The following is a 3765-nucleotide window of genomic DNA, read 5'->3' on the forward strand; positions in this document are numbered from 1 at the left end:
GCGGCGATGCTCTTGGTTACAACCTTACGGGTACACTTTATATGGCTGCTACCACAGCAAGTGGTAATACAAATATCCGTGGTTATGTATCTGGAGCCGCAGTTTCAACAGTTGCTGCCGTACCTGTATTTAATAACATCACCGTCAATAACGGAACGACGTCAACAGTAGCTTTTACACCATCAACAGGTGCTGCAACCTACACCCTGACAGGTAGTCTTAATATAGCTTCAACCGGCACAGGTGCATTGTTACTTAACCCAAACACCATCAATATCGGTGGTAATTTTACACATACTTCATCTACAAATGCATTCACTGCAGGTACAAGTACAGTTATTTTCAACGGAGCTGCTCCTCAAACCTACACTACTAATGTGACAGCTGGTAATACTTTCAATAATCTCGCTATCAACAATGGTAGCACTGTTACACTAAATGGTAACATGACCGTAGGTTCCACATTAAGTCTTTCAAGTGGTAACATTGTTACCGGTACCAATACTCTGACCTTAAGTTCTACTTCTACGATAACTGGTGGCACTGCGTCGTCTTATGTAAATGGTAATTTATCAAGGGCAATGCCTGGAACAGGTGTTACAAGTATGATCTATCCTGTTGGAGACGTTACCTTCAGCCCGGGAAAGCTTACCTTCAGCAGTTTGCAATCAAGTGGATCTGTCCTGGTAAAATCAACTGCAGGCAGCCATCCGTCAATATCCGGATCATACATTGATGTAAGTAATGCAGTCAACCGTTACTGGACAATTACTTCTACAGGTGTGGCACCATCAACAGTAAACATTGACCTTAGTTACAATAGTGGAGATATAACAGGTGCCGGCACTAATGGCTCTTTTATATTAAGAAAATATAACGGATCATCATGGAGCACAGCCCCAACTACAACCAATAGCACGTCCGGTACGGCACCATTATTAGCAAATGTGACAACTACAACCGGCACCACTGGTTCCACATACAGTGGTGATTATGTTGCAGGTAATAGCCTGTGTACTTCTCCAACTGCAGGAGCGGCAACTTCGTCCTCTACCTCTGTATGTTCAGGAAGCAATGTCACATTAAGCCTAACCGGTGCATCGTTAGGTGCTGCAATTTCTTACCAGTGGCAATCATCACCAAATGGGTCTACATATAGCGATATATCCGGTGCTACTACTTCTACTTATACAGCAAATATGTCTGTACTAACGTACTTCAAATGTAATGTGGGTTGCATACCTACGGGTAGCACCGCATTGTCTAGTCCTGTGAGTATAACTATCACGCCGCTGCCAAGCTCTGTCGTCGCAACTTCGTCTGCAACTGCACTATGTGTAGGCCAGACATTAACGTTAAGTGGCTCTGCAACAGGCTCAACTTCATATGCATGGAGCGGTCCGGGTGGTTTTACTTCTACAGACCTTAACCCCGCTTCAATAATTGTTAATACTGCATCTGCAGGCATATATTCACTGACAGCCACGAATCTTTGTGGTAATACAGTAGCCACAACAGCATCCATTTCTGTTAATGATATTCCTTCGGCAGTTACTGCTTCAGCGTCTTCTTATACTTTATGCTCTGGTAGTACTTTTACATTGTCAGGCTCAGCAACAGGTATTGCAACATATAGCTGGAGTGGCCCTTCTGCGTTTTCTTCTACCAATCTTAACCCTGCATCATTTGCCGTTAATACAGCATCTGCCGGAGTCTATACACTGACTGTTACAAACCTTTGCGGAACTGTGACTGCTATTACATCATCAGTAATAGTTAACGCACTTCCGGTAGCAACGATATCAGGATCTGCTACCATTTCATTAGGTTCGTCGGCTACACTTACGTTCACTGGAAGCAATGGTGATATTATTTACTATTCTTTGTCAGGTGGCGGTAGCACGTCAACTACGGTCGGTGCAGGTGGAACTTCATTGATTCCTGTGTCACCGTCTTCAACCACAACATATACAATAGACAGTACGAGGTCGGCTGCAGGATGTTTCACTTTGGTCACTGGGCAAAATGCCACAGTCACTATAGACTATGGTTGCACAATAGCTCCGACGTCAGTTAGTGCTTCGTTATCGTCTACTTCTATTTGTAATGGCAATACATTAACTTTAACCGGCGCAGCAACAAACGCTAATAGTTATTCGTGGAGTGGACCTAACGGCTTTACTTCTACTAATCAAAATCCGGCCGCATTTACGGTTGGTTCCGTTTCGGCCGGTATCTATTCGTTTACCGCAACTAATTATTGTGGCAGCACGACTACAACTACGGCATCGCTATCAATTATTACTACTCCAACAGCTTTGAGTGCCACACCATCGTCCACGACACTTTGCAGTGGTGCAATACTTACCTTGAGTGGATTGGCGACAGGCGCAACAAGTTATTCATGGAGCGGGCCTAATAGTTTCACATCAACTGATCTGAACCCGTCCGCATTTACCGTTAATACAGCATCTGCAGGTAGCTACACGCTGGCTGCTACAAACAGTTGTGGTACGGTTACATCTGCTACTTCCGCTATAACTATTTCTAATACACCTACTGCGGTTACTACTGCATTATCATCTTCATCGATATGCAATGGCGGAACACTTACATTGACCGGTTCTGCTACAAATGCATTGAGTTATTCATGGAGTGGGCCAAATGGTTTTACTTCAACAGTTGCCAGCCCAGCTTCATTTACGGTTAATACAGCGTCTGCGGGGGTCTACACCTTTACTGCGACCAACACTTGCGGTAATACTACAGCGATGACCGCTACGTTGTCAATACTGTCCGTACCATCTGCTGTGTCTGCAATGGCCTCATCATACACGGTATGTTCCGGCAGTACGCTTACCCTTACGGGAGCTGCATCAGGCGCTACAACCTACTCATGGAGTGGTCCTAACAGTTTCTCTTCAACCCTTCTGAACCCGGCTTCATTTACAGTCAATACTGCTTCAGCAGGTATTTATTCGCTTACAGCAACCAACAGTTGTGGTATCGCTTCTACAACTACCACTGCGGTAACTGTAAATTCACTTCCTACAGCCTCTGTTTTAGGAACTGCGACCATAGGTTCAGGTTCAAGTACTACATTGTTATTTACAGGTACAGCTAACGCTACTGTTTACTATTGGAACGGTAGTGCTACGACTACTACTACCTTGAATGGATCTGGGTCGAGCACCGTAACAGTAACACCGACAATAACTACAACCTATACACTTACAAGTGTAACTTCGGTTGCAGGATGTTCTCAGGTTGTTTCGGGTTCTGTGACTATTACAGTCACTGCGGCTACGTATATCAGCCTTACCAATGTTGCACCTACTTATACTCAGAACTTCAACAGCCTGCCTAACACCGGTACTACCTTTACTTGGACGGACAACGGAACTATACAGGGCTGGTACGCTGCTGCAACGGGGACTGCGAGTTATAGGGTAGATAATGGTTCTTCGACCTCGGGTGGTGTCTTCAGTTATGGCACTACTTCTGCTACTGACAGGGCGTTGGGCAGTCTTGGTTCAGGTACTCCCGCTACCCAATACTATGGTGCAAGATTTAAAAATAACGGAACGACTAATATCGTTGGCCTTACGGTTTCCTATACTGGAGAACAATGGAGGAACGGCGGACCATCACCTGCTGCTGCTCAAAGTAATACAGTTGATTACCAGGTGGCAGCAACCAGCATAACTGCCGGTACATGGACCAATGCACCTGCTCTGACCTTTACCAGCCCTGTGTTCAGCACTA

1 protein-coding gene is annotated in these 3765 nt (G+C 45.1%); it reads left to right on the forward strand.

Translation table 11 applies throughout. The features are described 5' to 3' along the window. The coding region (locus CJD36_RS23375) for a beta strand repeat-containing protein (RefSeq protein WP_161499428.1) at positions 1-3765 on the forward strand (3765 nt) is incomplete at both ends.

The organism is Flavipsychrobacter stenotrophus, from assembly GCF_002954265.1.
Classification (GTDB): domain Bacteria; phylum Bacteroidota; class Bacteroidia; order Chitinophagales; family Chitinophagaceae; genus Flavipsychrobacter; species Flavipsychrobacter stenotrophus.